The sequence below is a fragment of the Empedobacter sp. UBA5528 genome (assembly GCF_002426075.1).
GTDB classification, from domain to species: Bacteria; Bacteroidota; Bacteroidia; order Flavobacteriales; family Weeksellaceae; genus Empedobacter; species Empedobacter falsenii_B.
Genome location: NZ_DINY01000005.1, coordinates 1 through 18,917 on the forward strand (window position 1 = coordinate 1; position 18,917 = coordinate 18,917).

Genomic DNA, 18,917 nt, shown 5'->3' on the forward strand with positions numbered 1-18,917 from the left:
TATTTAAAATGCACAACGGGTACTTTATAATATTTTAAAACATAATGAGCATAATCATCACCTTTTTTGATATAAAATAGGGTTTTAAAATCTTTAGAATTTATATTTCTTTTTTCGAAAAATTTTTCACTTTCTTTAATTAAATTAGAGTGAATTATCTGTTCATTTTCACAAGAATTAAATAAGAGAAATGTAAAAAGTATCAGAATAAAATATTTCATATTGGATTTATTGTTTATAAAAATATTATTTTTTTATAAACTTTAAAATTTCGTTCGATTCTTTTGTTTTTATATAATAAATTCCAGAAGCTAAGCTTTGACAATCAATCGTTATATTTGATTGATTATTAATACGAACCGATTGTACACTTTGTCCAACTGAATTGTAAATGAAAAGTATATTATTTTGAGTATTTAATTGTGTTTTATCAATACCAATTATAATTTTATCATTCGTAATATTTGCTGATTTTAACCAGATAAAAGGTTTTGATTCAATTGATTTTGTGCTCAAATTCTCATGAATTTTAAATTGCATGACAACAGGTAAATGATCACTCATATTGTACAAATTAGTTCGTAGAGTTTGAGAGTAAATGCCCGTACAATCAGGATCTTTAACGTCTTTATTCAAACAATCTCCATTATTTCCATACGCTTTATAACTATCGTTTATAAAAGAAAAACGTGAGCTGTTTTTGAAATTTTCACTCATCACAATAAAATCAAAGCGATCGTCCAAACCGCCACTTGCCCCTGCATTAGTTCCGCTTCCAAAACCTATGTTAGAAACGCGTGTACTTTGTGTATGTAAATAACTAAAAGCTGGATTGTCTTGCCAATTTCCAAGTGCATTTAATGGATCAATCATCAAAATAGCATTTGCCGGATTGATAATTTCTTGATAAGCTGGTTCTGATGAATTATAAAAATTAAAATCTCCAGCAAAAAGAACATATGTATTAGGTTGCGTTAATTTTTTCAAGGATTTTGTGACTTCTTGCACCATTTCCAAACGCATTTGACGATTTGCAGGTCCTGTACTTGATTTTAGATGCGCAACAAAAACTTCTAAATGAATGGGATCGTTTGAAGTAATATTTAATTGAAAAGAATATTGATTGATGTCGCGATAAACTGTTGGGATTTTTTGTTGATTAACCAACGTCAATTTACGTGTATTATAAAAAACCATTGTTTGTAACGGATCATCTAATTTCGTTGTATCAGCCACAAAAAGTGCGCGAGCAAATTTATCAGGTTGATTTTGCAAAGATGTATTTAAGATTAAATCAGCGCCATTTTCTGTTACTAATTCACAAATCATAAATAAATCTGGTTTGTATTCGTCTAAAATATCTCTTAAGATCAATTGACGATTTTGAGGAAGTGAATTCGGAAATTTGAACACATTATAAAACATTGTATTTAATGTTTCTTGTGAAAAAATAGAAACCGAAAGGATTAAAAATAAAAGGAGTAAATTTTTTTTCATATCAATTGATTTTAGTTTTACACTTCAACTTTTTTTAAATCTAAGAAATTAATTTAGAATATTTTAAAGTTACTTATTATCAATTGAATAAAAAAAATATTCTTTTAATTAAAAATATAATTGGTTTAATATCAAATAAAAAATCCAGTTCTTTTCGAAACTGGATTTTTGAAATATTTTATGAACGAGCTCGTCTGAAATATAAAAACAAAGTTAGTAATCCGAAGACGATGTTTGGTATCCACGAGGCGACAAGTGGCGAAACATATCCTTTTTCGGAAAACGTAGACGTTGTTTGCGAGAAGAAAATGTAGACAAACGCTAACGAAATACCAACTGCAAGATTGATTCCGATTCCTCCACGACGTTTTTTAGATGAAAGCGATAGAGCCAAAAGTGTCAAAATAATAGTTGAAAATGGACCGCTCAAACGGTTATTTAATTCATTTTCGTATGTATTTACATTGGCAGAACCTTTTGCTTTTTGTTTCTGAATAAATTCATTTAATTCGAAGGTATTCATTGTTTCGGCAACATATTCTTCTGGTAAAATTTCGTCAGGAGAAGCTGGTAACTTCAAATTTGTATTGGCTTCGTAATTTAACTTTTCAGTTTTATCCTTGTTAATTTCGCGTGTGTAAACACTCATTAATGCATAAGTAGAATCTTTATCATTCCAATTAAAACTTGAAGCGATGATTTGTTTTTTCAACTCAGTCGAATCAAATTTTTGATACATAAAAGAACTTCCTAATTTTTCAGTTCTGTCATAACTATCCACAAAAACAAACTCATCAGGAGAAATTTGCGAACCGATACGTTGTCGTTTGTAATATTCTTCCTTGTCGTTATTACTCAATAAATGGGTATATTGGTATTTATTTTTTTTAATATTTGCCCAAGGTAAAACTACATTTCCTACTAATAAAGCGGAAATTGCTAAAAATATAGCCACCCAAACATATGGAAGTGTAAATCGATAAAAACTAATACCACCCGAAAGCACACCTACAATTTCGGTTTGCATCGTCAGTCGTGATGTAAAATAGATCACGGAGATGAAAACAGCAATCGGTAAAAAGGTGTTGATAATCCAAATTGACCAATAAGGGTAAAATTCGGTTAATGCAGAATATGCAGTAGAACCACTATCATTAATACGTCCTAATTTTTGACTAAGATCGACAATTACGGCGATAGTAGATAAAATCAAAACCATAAAGATGAAGGTTCCGATAAAGTTTCGGATGATGTATTTATCAATTATTTTCAAACTACAGACGTTGTTTTAATTGTGGAACAATTTGTTCTTTCCATTGAGCGAAATCTCCTGCTAAGATATGTTCTCTTGCCACTCTTACCAAATCTAAATAAAAGGCAAGGTTATGAACTGATGCAATTTGTTTTCCTAAAGCTTCGTTGGCATTGAACAAATGACGAACATAGGCTTTTGTGTAATAACTATCCACATAGCTAGTCCCGTTTTCGTCTAATGGTTCAAAACAATCTTTCCATTTTGCATTTTTCATATTCATAACACCATTCCACGTGAACAACATGGCGTTACGCGCATTACGAGTTGGCATAACACAGTCGAACATATCAACTCCTAAAGCAATACATTCGATGATATTCCAAGGTGTTCCAACTCCCATTAAATAGCGAGGTTTGTCTTGTGGAAGAATTTCTGTTACGATATCCGTCATTTCGTACATCACAGGTTCTGGTTCACCAACAGATAATCCACCAATTGCATTTCCTTCTGCACCGAAATCTGCAATATATTTTGCTGATTCTTGACGTAAATCTTTAAAATCGTTTCCTTGTACAATTGGGAACAGCGTTTGTTTGTGATCGTAATATTCAGGATTATTGTTTAACCAAGTTCTACAACGCTCCAACCAACGATGTGTAACATGCATGGCACGTTTCGCATCATGATATTTTGCAGGAATTCCTGTTAATTCATCAAAAGCCATAAAAATATCTGCTCCGATGTAACGTTGGATTTCCATTGATTTCTCTGGTGTAAACATATGGTAAGAACCATCGATATGCGATTTGAAACGCACACCTTCTTCAGATTTTTTACGACTTGTTGCTAAAGAATACACTTGGAATCCTCCAGAATCTGTTAAGATTGGTTTTTGCCAATTCATAAATTTATGTAATCCTTCCGCTCTGTGCAAAATATCAGTTCCTGGACGCAAATACAAATGATAAGTATTTCCAAGAATGATTTGGGCCTTAATATCTTCTTCTAACTCACGTTGGTGAACAGATTTTACTGTACCAACTGTACCAACAGGCATAAAAATAGGTGTTTCGATTCTACCATGATCGGTTTCTACAACACCAGCTCTTGCCTTAGAAAATTCGTCTTTTTTATCGATTGAAAATTTCATAGTGTGCAAAGATATTAATTGTTTAGCTTGTTGCGAGTTGGTTTCGAAAAAAATAACAAAAAAATAAGGATAAAGTAGCCTTTACCCTTATTTGGAAATTTTATGAAATGATTATTTTGTGAAACGTAATGACATTTTGCGATCAGAAGCTCTTTCTGAGTCAGAAGCTGTTTCAGCTACTTTTGCAAATTCTTCTCCGTAACCTTCGGCAGCAATAACTTGCGCACCAACACCACGTTTTGTTAATTCAGCTTTTAAGTAATCTGCTCTTTTTTGAGAGATTACTTTGTTTTTCGCATCATCACCAACTTTATCTGTGTATGCTCCAAGTTTAATTTTTGCAGTTGGATATTTTTTCAAAATTGCAGCAACATTATCTAATTGAACGTCAGAACCTGGCTCTAATTGATCTGTTTTACCAAAAACGAAGTTGACATTATCAAAGTTGAACCATTTTTCTTTCAATTGATCTTCTGTCATTGTTGCAAAATCTGGCGCTTTGATAAATTTGATAATTTGATCTTCTAATCCATTTGCGTATCCTTTCAAAGCAACACCATCTAAATCGATATCAGATAATTCTTTTGGCGCAGCGTTTAGAGAATCAGTATTCAATGAATCAACTACAATTTCAGTTTCTTCTGTAACAACTGTTTTTTCTTCGTCTTTATTACATTTTTTTAATAAGAAAAAGGCTGCTAAAGCAAGTAGGATCAATGGAATTAACCATTTCCAAAAACCTCCGCCACCATTGTTGTTATGAGTTTCTGCGTAAGCATCAACTGGCGCTACATAAGGTTTTTCTTCCGGTTCTACATCAACTACTTTTCTTGTTTCTGTAATAGTTTCAGTTACATGATCTTTTGCAACATCTATTGTTTCAGTGATTTTAGGCGCATCATTAAACATTGTTCCTAAACCTAAAGCTCCAAGTCCTAAACCAGTTGGAATTAATCCTAAAATTTTATCTTTAATTCCTCCTAAAGATGAAAAGAAATCAGCTTCTGTTACATTGTTAAATTCGGCTTCTTTTCCAATGGATCCAAAGGTTGTTAAAGCTGTTAAGTCTAATAATTTTGAAGATGAACCTGTCGAAATCCCTGCATATTCAGCAATTTTAGAAACGATTGGTTGCGCATTCGAACCAAAAATAACATTGATTAATTCTTTGATCGTGTCGGGCGTTTCTTGTTCTGTCGAGATATTTGCTAATCCACGAGAAGCACCAAAAGATTTGATGGTATGGAATAAACCTGTAGTAGAATTCTTTTTTTCTAAAACACCTCCCAAAATAATTGGAACAAATGCACTGATTGCTTTAGAAATCCCCGAGTCACTTTCACCTAATTCTGATGAAGTTTTCGAGATCAAATCTGGGGTAATATACCCTTTTACTAATTCAATAATGTCCATAGATTTTAATTTTTAATTATAGCCTTTTTTTAGTTGTAATTTATTCTTAATGAATATTGTATTAATATTCACATTCATTAAAATTAGTTAAAAAAAATGATAATTTTTCTATTTTTTTGAAAAGATGTAAGATTGGAGCTAATTTTATCCTCTGAATTACAATTAAAAAAGAATAATTATGCAAGAGCAAGACAAAGTAGATAGTTTGCAAGATGTAATAACAACGCCATTTAAAGATCTGGAGGTTTTTTCGAGATGGATTATGACAAAAGGTTCTGAGATTGGTTGGAGCTTGGTTTCTGCTTTACTAACCTTAACAATAGGTTTTTGGGTAACAGGTAAACTTGTCAAGTTAATCGAAAAAAGAATGGTAGCACGAAATGTTGATTTGTCTGTCCGATCATTTTTAATCCCAATTATTAATATAATTCTAAAAACGATAGTAATTATGTTTGTAGTGGATCGATTAGGTTTTAGTGCTTCTGGTTTTGTTGCAGCTTTAGGAGGTGTTGGTTTAGCAGTTGGTTTAGCTTTGCAAGGTTCCTTGTCAAATTTTGCAGCAGGAATTTTAATTATTCTATTCAAACCTTTCAAAGTTGGAGATTACATTGTTTCACAAGGAAATGAGGGAAGTGTAGAGTCGATAAATTTACTAAATACAGTAATTGCAACTGCAAAAGGACAGATTATTACTTTGCCAAACGGAAATTTATTTAACAATCCAATTACCAATTATTCTGTAAAAGAATATCGTCGATTAGATGTAAATGTTGGTATTTCTTATGATGATGATTTTGACAAAGCGCGTGAAGTTTTGTTGAATGTTTTAGAGAAAAATGAATTGGTTGATGATACACAATCTAAAACGGTTGAGATTCTAGAATTTGCTGCAAGTTCTGTGAATTTGGCTGTGCGTTGTTATGTGAAAAATAGCGATTATTGGACAGCTTATTGGCAATTGTATCGCGCGGTAAAATATGCGTTAGACGACAACAATATCTCGATGCCTTATCCACATACAGAAATGATTATTAAAAACGAATCGAACTCGTCAACAATTCCTTTCGAGAACAAAGATTAATGAAGTATTTACTTACCATATTATCAATTTTTTTGTCTGTGCATCTTTTTGCACAGACCGAATTAATTGAGAAACATCTCAATTCAGATTTCTATTCCACTCAATTCACGGGATTTTATTTATATGATCCAATTACGAAAGAAGAAATTTATAATTATAACGGGAATAAATTTTTTATTCCAGCATCAAACACCAAAATTTTTACGTTGTATACAGCGATGAAAATGTTAAATGATTCGATTCCTGCATTCAAATATCAATTGATTGGCGACGAATTTCATATCGAAGGAACTGGAGACCCAACTTTTTTGCATCCAAAATATAAAAATACACGAACGTTAGATTTTTTGAAAAATAATGGTTCTAAAATTGTTTTTCATTGGAATAATTTCGACGAAGAATCTTTTTTACCAGGTTGGACATGGGACGATTTTAGAAAAGATTATGCACCAGAAAGAAGTCAATTTCCAATTCATGAAAATTTAGTTTCGATTTCGAAAAAAGGAAGTTCAATCAAAACATTTCCAACATATTTTGAAGAATTTACAGAAATTAAAGAAATGCTAGAGCCGAGGAATTTCTATGATAATAAATTTTATATCAGTAATAAAAAACGAACAGAAAAAGTTCCTTTTATTGTGAATGAAACGGTGATAGAAAAATTGTTGTCGCAAATTTTAGGTAAACCTGTTGATATGGTCAAAACACCAATGGTTAATAATCCGAAAGTGTTTTATAGTCAGAAATCAGATGATGTTTACCGCGAAATGATGGAAAATAGCGATAATTTTTTGGCAGAACATTTATTGATTTTAGCTTCGAGTACTTTACCAGGAAAACTGAGCGCTTCTGAAACGATTACCTTTTCGAAAAGATATTTATTGAATGATTTGAAACAACAACCAGAATGGTTTGATGGTTCGGGATTATCGCGTTACAATTTGTTTACACCGCAAATTTTTGCTCAAGTTTTGGGGAAAATGTACAACGAATTTCCCGAGCAACGTTTGTTTTCTATTTTCCCAATAGGTGGTAAAACTGGAACAATCAAAAATAGATACAAAGATTCAGTGCAACCTTATATTTACGCCAAAACAGGAACGTTGAACAATAATGTAACGTTGAGTGGTTATTTGAAAACGAAATCTGGAAGAACGTTAATTTTTAGTTTGATGAATAATAATTCAATCAAAGATTTATCTTGGATTCGAAATGAGAATGAAAAGTTATTGCGAATTATTAGAGATAATTATTAAGCATATTTGAAATAAAAAAGCCTTCCAAAATCGGAAGGCTTTTGCTTTATTAGAAAGACATCTTTACGGTGTCGTTATTTCCTGTTAATACTTTTGTGTCTTTTTTATTTTTGACATCAAAGGTTACAATGTTTTGTTGATCATTAAAAATATCTGTCAACAAAGCTACTTTTAGTTCTATCGAGTTGATATTAGAAATTTTATCAAACTTAAAAAAAACTCGTGTCGATTTATCATTTACCTGATAACCATAATAAGAAGTTCCCAAAGCTTTACCATTTACTTTGACATCAACTTTACTATTTACATACGCTTTCAACTTGTTTTCGAAGTTAGATTTGTTCGAAACATCTGCACCAACGGCTTTTTCCAACTGATTGGTAAATGAACGTGCAGTGATATTTAAAGTTCCGGTTTCTTGTTCGTAATCAACCTTGATATTTGCTGTATGAAAATCTTGGGCACTTAGGTTAAAAGCTACTAAAACCAAAAGCAAAGAGAATAGATATTTTATATATTTCATTTTATTTCTTAGTTTGTACAAGTCTATTTCAAATGGAGTGCCAAAGATTCTTAAAATTTAAAAGAAAGCTTTAGCGACTTGTTAATAACGAAATTAGAATAAAAAAATTATAAATCACATAAAAATATAAAAAGAGTATTAATAACTTAATACTCTTTTCTATGAATTTATTCTAAATTTTTAAGCAAACCAAACATGGTAAGGAATTCTACTTAAAATACAAACTAAACCAATAATTGCAAAGACTGCAACGCTCATTGGTACAGTTGTAGATCGTTTTAATTTTGCATTAGCAATTGTCATAAAAACAACACCTGCAATCATCATCATAGGGTGTTCAACAAAAGTTAATCTTAAGCCAGAGTCTTTCATTATTCCTGATGGTTCCAAAGCAGAAAACATCATAATATAGTAGACTAATCCAAGTAATAATTGAACGTGAAAAGTAATGGTTGTAAATAACCCGATTTTTTTAATTGTTGCGTTTGTATCTTTTTTAGAAATCGCATAAATTAATGTTGAAATCACAAAGATAACGCCCATCAAAATCACAAGATAAGCCCAGCCATTATGAAATTGTTTGATAAAATCCATTTTTCTAATTTTAGTTTTTCAATACAAAAATAACAAACCTTTTTACATAAATACTATTTGATGATATTTATGTGTTTTCAGAACAGTTTTTTAGATTAAGCAAAATCTCGTAATTTCGCGCAAAATATATCCGAAATGGGAAAAGATAAAATCAGAAGATTTAACGAAAATAAAACTTTTCAGAATGTTGTGCAACCAACACGAGAAGAGGCGATTAACGAGTTTGCATTAAAAGGAAATTGGAACAAAGAATTTTTCAAGAACGATAATCCAATTGTGTTAGAACTTGGATGCGGAAAAGGAGAATATACAGTTGCAATGGCACGTCGTGACAAGGATCGTAATTTTATCGGAGTAGATATTAAAGGATCAAGATTTTGGCGTGGTGCTAAGACTTGTTTGGATGAAGGAATTGAAAATGCTGGATTTCTTCGAACTCAAATCGAAATTATCGATCATCTTTTTGCTGAAAATGAAGTGAGTGAAATTTGGATTACTTTCCCAGATCCACAAATCAAATACAGAAGAACAAAACATCGTTTAACAGATCCTGAATTTTTGAGACGTTATAATACTATCTTGAAACCAGAAGGAACAGTAAACTTAAAAACGGATTCTGAATTTTTACACGGATATACACATGGTGTTATTCACATCGAAGGGCACGAAGTGATTCGTTCTACACACGATGTTTATCACCCAGATCATTCGGATATTCCAGCAATTGTAACAGCTGTACAAACATATTATGAATCGAAATTTTTGGAAGAAGGTAAAAAGATTACCTATATAAAATTTCAATTAAAATATTAATAAAAAAATCCATCTTTTGATGGATTTTTTTATTTGAAATAAATTTGATAAAAGTTTATTAATCATATATTTGTTTTACACTAATATGATTTTTTATGAAAACTAAACTTTTACTACTTACCACATTTTTATTGAATGGGCTTTATTCTTTTGCGCAATCCAGAGAAAATTTCATTTTTGCGACAATGGAGACTGAGAATGCCGCTTTTTTACAAAAAAATCATGCGGATTCTATTGAAATAATTTCTTCAAAAAATAATTTTTCTGCTATTTATTTTCATCCAGAAATTGCTGAAAGTTTACATGGGAAATTTGCCCATGGACATGGTTATATTTTTAGAAATTCGAAAGAAGATGCACTACAATCACTTCAAGAAAAGCCATCTCAGAAAAAAGCACCTTTCAATTATACAATATCAGAACAAGCTTTTATAACTACGGCATTGAATGATGTTGATGTCAAAGAAATTGAGAAAACAATTTTGATGTTAGAAGATTTCAAAACGCGTTATCATACACGACAAGAAGCAAATAATGCGGTTCTTAAATTGAAGGAAGTTTGGGTGAAAATGATTGCTGATGCAGGACGAACTGACGTATTTGTAAGAATCGTTGATCATGTGAATACGCCAATGAAGTCGTTGATTTTGACTTTTAATGGAATTGAAAAGAAAGATGAATTTGTGATTATTGGAGGTCATGCCGATTCGACTGTTGGTTGGAATGCAAATCAAACTTTTGCACCAGGAGCAGATGATAATGCATCTGGAATTGCAATAATTACAGAAGTTTTGCGTGTGTTGTTAAAAAATAATTTCAAACCGCAACGAACTACCGAAATTATGGCTTATGCAGCAGAAGAAATAGGTTTGGTAGGGTCGAAAGAAATTGCGCAGAAATACGCTTCGGAGAATAAAAATGTAATAGGTTATGTACAATTTGATATGACGAATTACAAAGGTTCTGCAAAGGATGTTATTTTGATGACGGATGCTTATTGTGATGCAAATCTCAATTCGTTTTTGATGAAATTGATGTACGAATATAACACAACTGGTTTGCATCAATTTACATATGATACGTCAAAATGTGGTTATGGATGTTCTGATCATTTTAGTTGGTACGAAAATGGTTTTGCAGCAACTTTACCTTTTGAAGCTAAAATGGGAGAAGATAATCCTTATATACATTCTGTAAACGATACCTATGCTTCAATGGGAAGTACGTCTACACACGCAGCAAAATTTACGAAATTAGGAATTGAATATGTGGTTGAAGCGGCTAAGACCTCAACTTTAGGAACAAATGATGTCGATAAAAATTCGTCTAAAATTTTTGTTTCAAATAAAATATTGAGTTATCAACTAAATTTTAATGCATCAATTTCGATAAAAATTATAGATGCAACTGGACGAACTGTTAAAATGTTTAATTCTGATCAATCAAACGGAAGTGTAAATTTGTCTAATTTATCAACAGGGTTTTATATAGCTACAATTAATGACAATCAAGGAAATTCTATTTCTCATAAATTTGTATTGAAGTAAAATTCAAACGAAATAAAAAACAAAAAGCAAGCTTAATTTAGCTTGCTTTATATTTTTAAAATTTATCTAAATCTTAGTTATTCAAACTTTGTAAGTAAGAAACCCAACCTAAAGTTTGGTATTCTTTAGCTGCAGTTTTTACATCAGCAGCTTTGTAAATTCCACGACCAACAATCATAAAGTCTGTGTGGTAATTTTTGAAAACCAATTCAGGCGTATTGTACTGTTGTCCTTTATTATCTCCAGTCGAAGAAATATTAACACCAGGTGTAAACAACAACAAGTTATCAGGAACTTGGCGTTGCGCAACAGCTCCCAAAACATTTCCAGATTGTTCCGAAACATTAATTGCTTTTGTAAAGTAATAATCGTCTGTCAATGTTCCTTTCGAAGACATTTCTACAATTGTGATTACGCCTGTATTTTCGAAAACTTTTAATGATTCTAAACCTCCAATTGGATGAACAGTTACTAAATCTGCCCAATCAGAAATTTTATAAATCGATTTCTTGAATTGTAATTCTTGTGTATTTCCGATATCACCAAATTTACGGTCTTCGAATAATAAGAATTCTTTTTCGCGTGCGATTTTTTTCAATTCAACAATTAAATTGTCCGAAAAATCTTGAATAATATCTGAATGTAATTTTAAAGCAACAACATGATCACCAACTTTACCAGCGAAATCAATAATTTCTTCAGAAGTAATTAAATCAGCAGAAGCAATCAAGTTTGATTGTTTTTTAAGTGCTAATTCAACTAAACGTTTTCCAACTGGATGTACAATTTTTTTGTTTTCCAATGCAATACGTTGTTTTGCAGGAGCCGCTTCTGGAGGTAAAGCTAAAAAGTCTTTGATTTTTTTCGCTTCATCATCACTCAAACGGTGATATTTATGTAAAATATCGATTACTTCGTGAATTGTAAATAACGTTATCACGTTGTACCCTTGTTCTTTTAATTTGTCTGAACCACCTTGTGCACGGTCTAAAACAACAACCAAATCTTTTACACGTAAACCTTCGCGTTCAACTTGATCAATTGTTTCTAATAAAGATTGTCCAGATGTAATTACATCTTCTACTAAAAGACAAGATTGTCCTTCTGCAAAAACACCTTCTACCATACGTTTAGTACCGTAACCTTTGTTTTCTTTACGTTTGATAATCAAAGGAATATTCGATGTTAAACTCATTGTAGTCGCCATTGGCAAAGCTGCGTAAGGCACACCACAAATCAAGTCATATTCTACATCTTCTACTAAATCTAATAAATTGTTTGCTAAAGTTTTTAGTAATTGTGGACTAGAAGCCAAAGGTCTTAAATCGACATAGAAAGGAGATTCTATACCACTTTTTAAAGTAAAATTTCCAAATTTTATAATTCCCAGCTCGTAAGCTTTCAATAAAAAATCTTCTCTTGGTTGCATCTGTGTAATGTTTGAGCAAAGTTAATAGGTTTTTGAGTCATTTATGGCATTTTCACGAAAATTAATTTTAAGATGAATAAAAATTGAATATTTATACTGATTTGATTTATAATTTGTTCGAAAAATGAAATATTATGTATTTAAAATAAATGAAAATTTTTAATTAATGTTATTTTTTATTGAATCAATAGTACATCTTATGTTTTCTAAATCTTCTTCGCTATTAAATGTAAAATTATCACCAAAAGGATCAATAGCTCTTGATATAAAAAAGAACTTTTTGTTATTTATTTTGATATAATTTAAATATGGAAGTACAAATTGATTAATTTCTTGAACTTCATTAAGATTAAATGTTTTTTTTGAAAATACCTTTTTAATTGTAAGTTGGTTAATGTTATTATCTAACACTATTTCATTAATCTGATAATTAATCCGAATAAAAACACATAAAATTAGTATAAATGAAATACAAAAAATCAAGACATCATATTTATTTTTTACAATTATTTCGTCTAAATAAGTGAAAATAATTACTGAAGTAAATAGAATTAATATGTTTAAAACAATTATAATAAGCACATTATAAAAACTATTATATTTTCTACTAATATATTCTTTCATTTATAAGAATTAAATATTTACGTAAAAATATAATTTTTATGTAATTCAGAAAAGAAGTTTTCGTTCTACATTTTATAATAAAACTTCATAAAATAACTTTACTTTTGAAATCTATACAAACACAAATGAAAAAATATATATTCGCTAGCATCGCTTTTGTAAGTATGTTGGTTTCGGCACAAGAAACACCTTTCAAATTTAAGGAATTAGTTAATAATTCTGCACTTCCTATTATTTCGCAAGGAAAAACGGGAACTTGTTGGTCATTTTCGACAACTTCTTTTTTAGAATCGGAAGTGAAGCGTTTGACAGGAAAAGATGTCGATTTATCGGAAATGTATAATGTGCGTTTTACTTATCCTGTAAAAGCGTATAATTATGTATATCGCCAAGGAAAAGCACAGTTTAGTCAAGGAGGTTTGTCGCATGATGTTTTAAATTCGGTTCGTAAAAATGGATTAGTTCCAAACGAAGTTTATGCAGGTTTTGCGAATGGAACAGATGTGAAGCATAACCACGAAATGTTGGTAAAAGATTTGAAAGTTGGATTAGATTCGATTGTAAAAAATCCTAAAAAATATTTAACAGCAGATTGGAAATCAAAATTTGATCAAAAATTGAATGATAAATTAGGTGTTCCTCCAACAAAATTTAAGTTCGAAGGAAAAGAATATACACCACAAGAATTTGCAAAAGCCTTGAAAATAAATCCTGATGATTATGTAACCTTGACATCTTTTCAGCAAGCGCCATATTATTCACAATTTATTTTACAAGTGCCAGATAATTTCTCAAATGGTTCATATTATAATTTACCATTAGATGAATACATGAAAGTATTGGACGAAGCGTTATATAAAGGATATACAGCGGCTTTTGATACAGATGTTTCTGAAAAAACATTTTCTAAAAAATATGGAATGGCAATTTGGCCTTCAGAAGGTTTAGAATCAGATTATTTTGTTCAGATTTTACCTGAAAAATGGGTTTCTGCTGATGAGCGTCAAGCTGCTTTTGAAGATTATTCGACAGAAGACGACCATTTAATGCATATTACGGGAATTTTGAAAGATCAATTGGGAAATCAATATTATGATGTGAAAAATTCTTGGGGAACAACAGATTTAGGAAATAATGGACATATTTATATGTCGAAACCATTTTTCAGAATGAAATCAATTGCTTTTACACTGCACAAAGATGCGTTGTCAAAAGAAGTGAAAAAGCAATTAGGTGTTAAATAAAATCACTCACAAATGAATACATTAGAACAAGCGATAGAAAAGTTAGATTATAAAGGTTATTTGGATGTTGAAATTCCAAAAGGAACTGATTTGATTGCGGAAATCAATAAATTACGCAAAGAGAAAAATGCGGTGATTTTGGCGCATTATTATCAGTCAGGAGAAATTCAGGATTTAGCAGATTATTTAGGTGATTCGTTACAATTGGCACGTGCTGCTGCAAAAACTGAAGCTGATATGATTGTTTTTTGTGGTGTTCATTTTATGGCAGAAGCTGCAAAGATTTTGAACCCTTCTAAAAAAGTTGTTTTACCCGATACAAAAGCGGGTTGTTCTTTAGCAGATTCTTGTTCGGCAGAAGGTTTACGTGGTTTGCGTGAGCAACATCCAAATGCGATTGTAGTGAGTTATATCAATTGTGATGCGGGTGTTAAAGCGGAATCAGATATTATTGTTACTTCTTCTAATGCGGAAGCGATTATTAATTCGTTGCCAGAAGAGCAAGAAATTATTTTTGCTCCAGATCGTAATTTAGGTCGATACTTAAATCAAGTTTGTAATCGCAAAATGATTTTGTGGGACGGTGCTTGTATTGTTCATGAAGCTTTTTCTTTGGAAAGAATTGCACAACAAATGGCAGATCATCCAAATGCAAAATTAATTGCGCATCCAGAAGCGCAAGAAGATTTATTGAAATTCGCACATTTTATTGGTTCAACTTCTCGTTTGTTAGATTATGTGGTAGAAAATGATGCACAAGAATTTATTGTGGCAACGGAAGAAGGAATTTTACACGAAATGCAAAAACTTGCGCCGAATAAAACATTAATTCCTGCATTAGTTCAAGATGAATCGTGTAATTGTTCTGAATGTTTTTACATGAAATTATCAACATTAGAAAAATTATATCTGTGCATGAAATATGAATTGCCAGAAATACAAATCGAAGAAGAGTTACGAGTGAAAGCTTTAGCTGCAATTAATAGAATGTTAGATTTATCAGAAAAAATCAAATAATGGCTATTCAAGATGTTTTAGTCATTGGTTCTGGAATTGCTGGACTTTCTTATGCGCTGAAAATTGCGATTCGAAATCCTGATGCAAAAATTACCATTGTAACCAAAGCAAATAAAGACGAAACCAATACCAAATATGCACAAGGTGGAGTCGCTGTTGTGAGCGATTTCGAGAAAGATAGTTTCGAGAAACATATCGAAGATACGCTTCGTGCTGGAGATGGTTTGTGTAAGTTAGAAGCGGTTGAGGTTGTCGTAAAAGAAGCACCAGAACGTATCAATGAAATTATAGATTGGGGCGTTCGTTTTGATAAAAATAACGAAGGAATTTATGACCTTGGTCGTGAAGGTGGACATACCGAAAACAGAATTGTTCATCATAAAGATGTGACAGGTTGGGAGATTGAGCGCGCGATGTTAGAAGCGATCAAAGAATATCCAAATATTCAGGTTTTTACGCATCATTTTGTAGTAGATTTGATTACAGAACATCATTTGAATCGTGATATAGCACAGAAAACAACATGTTTTGGTGCATATATTTTAGATTTGAATACAGATAAAGTTGAACAACATTTAGCCAAAGTAACTTTGTTAGCAACAGGCGGAGTTGGTCATGTTTATAAAAATACGACGAATCCAATTATTGCAACAGGAGATGGAATTGGGTTGGCTCGACGTGCAAAAGCAACCGTTTCGGGAATGCAATTTATTCAGTTTCATCCAACGGCTTTTTACAGCGAATTTGATGGACAGTTATTTCTGATTTCGGAAGCAGTTCGTGGTTTTGGTGCGAAGTTGCGTACGAAAGATGGCCAGTTGTTTATGCACAAATATGATGAACGTGAAGAATTGGCTTCTCGTGATATTGTGGCGCGTGCGATTGATAATGAAATGAAATTGCGCGGAGATGATTATGTTTATATTGATTGTCGACACTTAGAGAAAGAAAAATTCTTGGAACATTTCCCTAATATTTACGAAAAATGTAAATCCGAAGGCTACGATATGTTTACCGAATTGGTTCCGGTTGTTCCTGCTTCGCATTATTTGTGTGGTGGAATTGACGTCGATTTAGAAGGAAAAACATCTATCGAGAATTTGTTTGCGGTTGGCGAATGTTCTAATACGGGTTTACATGGTGCAAATCGTTTGGCTTCGAATTCGTTGTTAGAAGCGATGGTTTTTGGTCATCGTGCAGCGTTAAAAACGGTCGATTTATTAAATGATAATCAATTTTCGATTTATAATTTTGAGTTTCCAGAATGGAACGAAGAAGGCATGAAAGTGCAAGAAGAATTAGTATTGATTTCTTATTTACGCAAACAATTACAAGCGATGATGAGCGAATTGGTCGGAATTGTACGAAGCGATAATCGTTTGCAAATTGCACAAAATCGTATCAATGAAATTGAGATAATGGTCAACGAAATTTATTATTTTACGATTGTTTCACCTAAAATTTTAGAACTTCGAAATTTGGTTGATGTCGCACATTTAATCATTGAGCAAAGTATCAATCAAAAAGAAAATCGAGGAACTTTTTACAACAAAGATTTTAATTAATGAAGAAGTTATATCTGTTCGTTACATGTTTTGCAATGAGTTTTTCTTTTGCTCAAAATTCGAAAGAAAAACAAAACGTAAGTTTGACTTCTGGTAAAGAAGCCAAGAAAGCGGTTGTGTATTTTGGTTGTGAAAATTTAAAAGAAAATAGCGAGCTACAAGCATGTATGAACAAAAATTTGAATCAAGATATTCAAACTCAAATTTCATTCTTTTCTAATATTGCTGATTATCTTCATATCGAAACTGCTCAATCTAAATTAGGTTTTAAAATTAATGAAGATGGTAATTTTGGAGATGTCTCGACTGATGGTTCGAATCCAATTTTTAATAGTGTAGCATTGTCTAGTTTAGTTTTGTTGAATAATAAAATGGAGCGAGCTAATCTAAAAATAACTCCTGCAAAAGGAGTTGATGGAAAAGCAGTTGCAATGAAATATACAATGCCTTTACGTTACGAATCGGCAGAAAAAAATAATGATTTTGAGAAGTTCCCTTCGGAAAATCGTGTATTGTTTACTTTAAAAACTGATGAAGAAACGATTGAAGTAAGAATTGATAAAGAATTTAATTTAACAACTTTTGGTAATAACGGAAGTCGGGAATATTATTTAGGAAAGTTTTCTAATCTTTTCGAAATGGCTTCTATCGATCCTTATGCAACCGCTTTTGATGCGGCTTTCAAATCTGGAGCAATAGATATTACAAAAGGTAAAATTGATGACAAAGAATATAAACTTCAGATCAAAAATTTCTTCGAAAATGATCCTTCAGTACAAGTGTTGATTACGGTTGTGCGCGAAGAAAATGGTACTTGGGCCGAGTATTACGAATACAAAACCAAGAAAGAATTTAATCAATCAAAATTTGCATCCTTAACATATAGATAATGAATTTTCCTCCATATATCACACAAGAAAAATTACAACTTTTTATTCGTCAAGCTTTTTTAGAAGACGTTGGCGATGGCGACCATTCAACGTTAGCGTCGGTTCCGTATGATGCAATTCAAGAAGCGGAACTGAAAGTGAAAGATAACGGAATAATTGCTGGAATTGAATTAGCGAAAATTATTTTTGATACGTTTGATCCATCTTTAAAAATAGAACAATATATAAATGATGGCGATAAAGTACAATTTGGAGATGTTGCTTTCAAAGTAAAAGGATCTTCACAATCAATTTTAACTTGCGAACGATTAGCGTTGAATTGTATGCAGAGAATGTCTGGAATTGCAACTTATGCGCACGAAATGATGGAATTGGTAAGCGGTACAAATGCCAAAATTTTGGATACACGAAAAACAACACCTAATTTCCGAATGATCGAAAAATGGGCAGTTAAAATTGGAGGAGCAGAGAATCATCGTTTTGGTTTATACGATATGGTGATGTTAAAAGATAATCATGTCGATTTTTGTGGAAATATTACAAAAGCGGTTGCGCAAACCAAAGATTATTTGTCAAAACATCATTTACATTTAAAAATAGAAGTGGAAACGCGTAATATGGATGAGGTAAAAGAAGCTTTGGATGCAAATGTAGATTTTATTATGTTGGATAATTTTGATCTTGAAACGATGAAAGAAGCGGTTCAATATATAAATGGGCGAATAAAAACGGAAGCTTCGGGCGGAATTACAAAAGAATCTGTTCGAGCAATTGCCGAAACGGGTGTTGATTTTATTTCTTCTGGTGCGATTATTCATTCCGCTCCCAACTTTGACTTGAGTTTAAAAGCTGTTAAGGCTTGATTTCTTTAACATTTTAATTTTTTTGTTGTAGTAAGAATACTAAATAATAGATTTTAACGTTAGCTATATTGTATTTGAATAATTTATTTTGAAAATTTATTAGTATCAGCTTATAAATAAAAAAGTTATTGGATAATATTTTATTAATACTGATTC

General features: G+C 31.5%; 18 protein-coding genes. 9 read left to right on the forward strand and 9 right to left on the reverse strand.

Going from position 1 to position 18,917, the window contains the following annotated elements; all coding sequences use genetic code 11:
• The 5 genes from B4L98_RS00655 to B4L98_RS00675 all read right to left on the reverse strand — a co-directional run.
• A partial coding sequence (locus B4L98_RS00655; protein ID WP_291060620.1) for a hypothetical protein occupies positions 1-221 on the reverse strand: 221 nt, incomplete at its 3' end.
• Positions 222-246: 25 nt separating this feature from the next.
• Entirely contained in the window at positions 247-1,497 is a 1,251-nt protein-coding gene (locus B4L98_RS00660) for a hypothetical protein (protein WP_286495714.1), read from the reverse strand.
• A gap of 178 nt (positions 1,498-1,675) precedes the next feature.
• The gene (locus B4L98_RS00665) at positions 1,676-2,770 is read right to left on the reverse strand and encodes an LptF/LptG family permease (protein WP_286495713.1); all 1,095 of its coding nucleotides are present in this window, start codon (positions 2,768-2,770) and stop codon (positions 1,676-1,678) included.
• Position 2,771: 1 nt separating this feature from the next.
• Positions 2,772-3,902, reverse strand: a complete 1,131-nt coding sequence (gene tgt / locus B4L98_RS00670) for a tRNA guanosine(34) transglycosylase Tgt (protein ID WP_286495712.1) — start codon at positions 3,900-3,902, stop codon at positions 2,772-2,774.
• Positions 3,903-4,013: 111 nt separating this feature from the next.
• Entirely contained in the window at positions 4,014-5,315 is a 1,302-nt protein-coding gene (locus B4L98_RS00675; RefSeq protein WP_291077304.1) for an OmpA family protein, read from the reverse strand.
• Positions 5,316-5,493: 178 nt separating this feature from the next.
• Between B4L98_RS00675 and B4L98_RS00680 the strand changes: the two genes are divergently transcribed.
• Positions 5,494-6,396 (forward strand): mechanosensitive ion channel family protein, encoded by a 903-nt coding sequence (locus B4L98_RS00680; protein WP_291077306.1) that lies wholly within the window; start codon positions 5,494-5,496, stop codon positions 6,394-6,396.
• A complete protein-coding gene (locus tag B4L98_RS00685) occupies positions 6,396-7,652 on the forward strand; it encodes a D-alanyl-D-alanine carboxypeptidase (protein WP_291077308.1) in 1,257 nt (418 codons plus the stop codon). Before B4L98_RS00680 ends, B4L98_RS00685 begins: the two co-directional genes overlap by 1 nt.
• 49 nt (positions 7,653-7,701) lie before the next feature.
• Here B4L98_RS00685 and B4L98_RS00690 read toward each other — a convergent pair whose 3' ends face one another.
• Positions 7,702-8,175, reverse strand: coding sequence for a DUF6702 family protein (locus tag B4L98_RS00690; protein WP_291077311.1), 474 nt, complete (start codon positions 8,173-8,175; stop codon positions 7,702-7,704).
• A 180-nt stretch (positions 8,176-8,355) separates the two neighbouring features.
• Complete coding sequence (locus tag B4L98_RS00695) at positions 8,356-8,769, reverse strand: hypothetical protein (protein ID WP_291077313.1); 414 nt, start codon at positions 8,767-8,769, stop codon at positions 8,356-8,358.
• 135 nt (positions 8,770-8,904) lie between these two features.
• Here B4L98_RS00695 and trmB point away from each other — a divergent pair, with 135 nt between their 5' ends.
• Both trmB and B4L98_RS00705 read left to right on the forward strand, forming a co-directional pair.
• Complete coding sequence (gene trmB / locus B4L98_RS00700) at positions 8,905-9,582, forward strand: tRNA (guanosine(46)-N7)-methyltransferase TrmB (RefSeq protein WP_286495708.1); 678 nt, start codon at positions 8,905-8,907, stop codon at positions 9,580-9,582.
• A 95-nt stretch (positions 9,583-9,677) separates the two neighbouring features.
• Positions 9,678-11,129 carry a M20/M25/M40 family metallo-hydrolase gene (locus B4L98_RS00705; protein ID WP_291071855.1) on the forward strand — a complete coding sequence of 484 codons (1,452 nt, stop codon included), beginning with the start codon at positions 9,678-9,680 and terminating at the stop codon, positions 11,127-11,129.
• Positions 11,130-11,202: 73 nt separating this feature from the next.
• Here B4L98_RS00705 and pyrF read toward each other — a convergent pair whose 3' ends face one another.
• Together pyrF and B4L98_RS00715 are read right to left on the reverse strand one after the other, a co-directional pair.
• Positions 11,203-12,558 (reverse strand): orotidine-5'-phosphate decarboxylase, encoded by a 1,356-nt coding sequence (gene pyrF / locus B4L98_RS00710; RefSeq protein WP_291071857.1) that lies wholly within the window; start codon positions 12,556-12,558, stop codon positions 11,203-11,205.
• A gap of 159 nt (positions 12,559-12,717) precedes the next feature.
• Positions 12,718-13,182 carry a hypothetical protein gene (locus B4L98_RS00715; RefSeq protein WP_291059309.1) on the reverse strand — a complete coding sequence of 155 codons (465 nt, stop codon included), beginning with the start codon at positions 13,180-13,182 and terminating at the stop codon, positions 12,718-12,720.
• Between the two features lie 125 nt (positions 13,183-13,307).
• Here B4L98_RS00715 and B4L98_RS00720 point away from each other — a divergent pair, with 125 nt between their 5' ends.
• The 5 genes from B4L98_RS00720 to nadC are packed head-to-tail and all read left to right on the forward strand — an operon-like array spanning position 13,308 to position 18,761.
• Entirely contained in the window at positions 13,308-14,426 is a 1,119-nt protein-coding gene (locus B4L98_RS00720; protein WP_291059307.1) for a C1 family peptidase, read from the forward strand.
• A 12-nt stretch (positions 14,427-14,438) separates the two neighbouring features.
• On the forward strand, positions 14,439-15,443 hold the full coding sequence (nadA, locus tag B4L98_RS00725; RefSeq protein WP_286495703.1) for a quinolinate synthase NadA: 1,005 nt from the start codon (positions 14,439-14,441) through the stop codon (positions 15,441-15,443).
• Complete coding sequence (gene nadB, locus B4L98_RS00730) at positions 15,443-17,008, forward strand: L-aspartate oxidase (protein WP_291047823.1); 1,566 nt, start codon at positions 15,443-15,445, stop codon at positions 17,006-17,008. The genes nadA and nadB overlap by 1 nt, the downstream gene beginning before the upstream one ends.
• On the forward strand, positions 17,008-17,898 hold the full coding sequence (locus B4L98_RS00735; RefSeq protein WP_291053071.1) for a hypothetical protein: 891 nt from the start codon (positions 17,008-17,010) through the stop codon (positions 17,896-17,898). The genes nadB and B4L98_RS00735 overlap by 1 nt, the downstream gene beginning before the upstream one ends.
• On the forward strand, positions 17,898-18,761 hold the full coding sequence (gene nadC, locus B4L98_RS00740; protein ID WP_291047819.1) for a carboxylating nicotinate-nucleotide diphosphorylase: 864 nt from the start codon (positions 17,898-17,900) through the stop codon (positions 18,759-18,761). The genes B4L98_RS00735 and nadC overlap by 1 nt, the downstream gene beginning before the upstream one ends.
• The last annotated feature ends 156 nt before the right edge of the window (positions 18,762-18,917 follow it).

What these genes read in the sequence shown, in the direction of transcription:
- pyrF (WP_291071857.1), bottom strand. Translation starts at nt 12,558, where the DNA reads ATGCAACCAAGAGAAGATTTTTTATTGAAAGCTTACGAGCTGGGAATT.
- B4L98_RS00705 (WP_291071855.1), top strand. Translation starts at nt 9,678, where the DNA reads ATGAAAACTAAACTTTTACTACTTACCACATTTTTATTGAATGGGCTT.
- B4L98_RS00690 (WP_291077311.1), bottom strand. Translation starts at nt 8,175, where the DNA reads ATGAAATATATAAAATATCTATTCTCTTTGCTTTTGGTTTTAGTAGCT.
- B4L98_RS00685 (WP_291077308.1), top strand. Translation starts at nt 6,396, where the DNA reads ATGAAGTATTTACTTACCATATTATCAATTTTTTTGTCTGTGCATCTT.
- B4L98_RS00720 (WP_291059307.1), top strand. Translation starts at nt 13,308, where the DNA reads ATGAAAAAATATATATTCGCTAGCATCGCTTTTGTAAGTATGTTGGTT.
- B4L98_RS00675 (WP_291077304.1), bottom strand. Translation starts at nt 5,315, where the DNA reads ATGGACATTATTGAATTAGTAAAAGGGTATATTACCCCAGATTTGATC.
- B4L98_RS00660 (WP_286495714.1), bottom strand. Translation starts at nt 1,497, where the DNA reads ATGAAAAAAAATTTACTCCTTTTATTTTTAATCCTTTCGGTTTCTATT.
- B4L98_RS00695 (WP_291077313.1), bottom strand. Translation starts at nt 8,769, where the DNA reads ATGGATTTTATCAAACAATTTCATAATGGCTGGGCTTATCTTGTGATT.
- nadA (WP_286495703.1), top strand. Translation starts at nt 14,439, where the DNA reads ATGAATACATTAGAACAAGCGATAGAAAAGTTAGATTATAAAGGTTAT.
- nadC (WP_291047819.1), top strand. Translation starts at nt 17,898, where the DNA reads ATGAATTTTCCTCCATATATCACACAAGAAAAATTACAACTTTTTATT.
- B4L98_RS00735 (WP_291053071.1), top strand. Translation starts at nt 17,008, where the DNA reads ATGAAGAAGTTATATCTGTTCGTTACATGTTTTGCAATGAGTTTTTCT.
- nadB (WP_291047823.1), top strand. Translation starts at nt 15,443, where the DNA reads ATGGCTATTCAAGATGTTTTAGTCATTGGTTCTGGAATTGCTGGACTT.
- tgt (WP_286495712.1), bottom strand. Translation starts at nt 3,902, where the DNA reads ATGAAATTTTCAATCGATAAAAAAGACGAATTTTCTAAGGCAAGAGCT.
- trmB (WP_286495708.1), top strand. Translation starts at nt 8,905, where the DNA reads ATGGGAAAAGATAAAATCAGAAGATTTAACGAAAATAAAACTTTTCAG.
- B4L98_RS00715 (WP_291059309.1), bottom strand. Translation starts at nt 13,182, where the DNA reads ATGAAAGAATATATTAGTAGAAAATATAATAGTTTTTATAATGTGCTT.
- B4L98_RS00680 (WP_291077306.1), top strand. Translation starts at nt 5,494, where the DNA reads ATGCAAGAGCAAGACAAAGTAGATAGTTTGCAAGATGTAATAACAACG.